Here is a 2,022-nt window from a genome sequence, read left to right as displayed (position 1 = left end):
TCAACTCAAACCCGATCTGATTCTATTGCACAAATATCAACAACGAATCTATCCACAGCTTTCTGCGATCGCGCCTACAGTCGTCATTGATACTGACGGTGGAGTAGACTTCGAGAAAAATGTCCGATACATCGCTCAACTACTTGGAAAAGTCGATCGTGTTGAAGCGGTTCTATCTGAGCACAGAAACAAGGTCAAGCAATTACGACAACAACTAGAGCCAAGATCAAAAACGCAGAAAATATCAGTGATTCAAATTTCTGGCTCAAACATCTATTCGGTTAAGCCAGGTCTCTTTCCTTCCGATCAGATTTTGATAGATGCAGGTTTACAATTTCTTGAGAGCCAAGAGCAGCAACAAGATATGTTTTTACCCGTGAGTCTGGAGGCTTTACTCAATTATGATGCTGATATTTTATTTGTGATAGTAGTCTATGAAAGAGATGCTGAAAATTTAAGTTCGTTGTCATTTTTGAAGCACCGCATCTGGTCAACCTTAAAAGCGGTTCAAAACAAGCAAATCTATGCAGTGCAATGGGCTGGAATCGGAGGAACGATCGGCGCTGATCGTGTTCTGAATGATCTCTATAGATATCTTGTAAAAGACTCCTAAAGCTGATAGCTCTTGCAGGTGCAAGCCGTTCCTGCGGAGTTGCGCTTTGCGCTAATCGCGCTCTGATTGTCGATCGTACTGAGATGAATAACGATCGTTATTCTTGCTAATCCTGTTTTGTTGTCGATCGTGCTATGAGTGTCGATCACATTGGATAAGTAGCGATCGCGCTAGTTGACTCGTTCCAACCGTTCAGCTAACCAAACCTTGACGATCGCTTCACGGTTCACACCCAGTCGCAGTGCTTCTCGATCCAATGCCTCCACCATCCATTGCGGAAACGCGATCGTCACAGACTTTGACTCATGCCCCGGACGACGTGCGTTCCCTAAGTCCAAAAACTCAGACACGTCTTCACCTTGATCAAACCGCTGATCAAATACTGCTGCCTTCATAAAATGCCACCTCCTCTGTCCGTGAACGTCGAACCGATATAATCCGTACTTTTCCCCCTCGATAGGTAATCACAGCAGACCAATGTTTCTCTCCACGTTTACCGATCACCAAAAATCTAACTTCATCTTCCGTTCTAGCAGGAATTTCAATCCGATCCACATCTGCCCACAATTGTTGAGCTTGCACAAAGTCAATCCCATGCTTTTGCTGATTCGCTTGGCTTTTTTGTGAATCAAACTCAAACTCCATCAATACCTCGTAACTGATTTACACGCAATTGTAAATGACAATCGCACAAAATACTTTATAGATAACTTGGAAAATACCTCGTCAATGAGAAGGGAGGGGGGAAAGGGAGTAAGTGAGTGGATGGGTGAGAGAGTGATGGGGAAGATTGGGAGTTAGCGATCGTGCTTTGATCGTACTGGGATGAATCGCGATCGTTAATCGGGTTCTACGATCTCTTCCAACCAAGCCTCTAAATCCGTCAACGTGGTGAAATCGAGTAAGGCTTCGCTGAGGTCTTCTAGGACAGGTAAAGGTAGGGATGAAAGGCGCGATCGTGTTTCTTCAGAAAGTTCTTGCCCTAATCGTCGTCTTAACAGACGAGTGACTAAAGCGATCGCTTCTTGTCCGCGCACCTCTTCTCTGCCCTCTTCCTTCGCCTCTCGAATCGCTCGTGGTTCCTGTGTTAAATCTATTCCCAACATTGCTTTGATCTCCGATCGACTTAAATTAGTGAGCTTGTAGACCAAAATCGAGGTCACAATATCTATTATGTCCTGTTTCTGCTCAGGTGTGACTGGCTCCTGATCCGCTCGTACAATCAAATCTCTCGCGGCTTCTGGGGCTTCCGCTTCGTCCACAATTGTCAGCACGATTGCTCCAACCATCACAGGCAAATCTCTGACATCCCCCAACTCATCCAAATACACCCGATGCGCCTGTCCACCATTCAGAAAAGACCGATGCGGATGCAGATCGCTTTGCTCGACACTGCGCGATGGATAGAT

Annotated in this window: 5 protein-coding genes; 1 reads left to right on the top strand and 4 read right to left on the bottom strand. The window is 45.6% G+C overall.

Going from position 1 to position 2,022, the window contains the following annotated elements:
• A partial coding sequence (locus tag ACJ2PR_RS35740; protein ID WP_446880616.1) for an ABC transporter substrate-binding protein occupies positions 1–613 on the top strand: 613 nt, incomplete at its 5' end.
• Here the strand turns inward: ACJ2PR_RS35740 and ACJ2PR_RS35735 are convergent.
• The 4 genes from ACJ2PR_RS35735 to ACJ2PR_RS35720 form a co-directional block, all read right to left on the bottom strand.
• Entirely contained in the window at positions 610–762 is a 153-nt protein-coding gene (locus tag ACJ2PR_RS35735) for a hypothetical protein (RefSeq protein ID WP_446870197.1), read from the bottom strand. The two genes, ACJ2PR_RS35740 and ACJ2PR_RS35735, sit on opposite strands and share 4 nt — an antisense overlap.
• Positions 763–783: 21 nt before the next feature.
• Positions 784–1,008, bottom strand: coding sequence for a type II toxin-antitoxin system BrnA family antitoxin (gene brnA, locus ACJ2PR_RS35730; protein ID WP_446870198.1), 225 nt, complete (start codon positions 1,006–1,008; stop codon positions 784–786).
• Positions 989–1,258: a BrnT family toxin gene (locus ACJ2PR_RS35725; protein WP_446870199.1), complete on the bottom strand. Its 270-nt coding sequence runs from the start codon at positions 1,256–1,258 to the stop codon at positions 989–991. Before ACJ2PR_RS35725 ends, brnA begins: the two co-directional genes overlap by 20 nt.
• 194 nt (positions 1,259–1,452) lie before the next feature.
• On the bottom strand, positions 1,453–2,022 hold a 570-nt coding region (locus ACJ2PR_RS35720), incomplete at its 5' end, for a DUF2887 domain-containing protein (RefSeq protein ID WP_446880615.1).

The sequence above is a fragment of the Phormidesmis sp. 146-33 genome, assembly GCF_052939515.1.
Note: the sequence above shows the minus strand (reverse complement) of the source record. Positions and strands in the feature narration are given on the sequence as shown.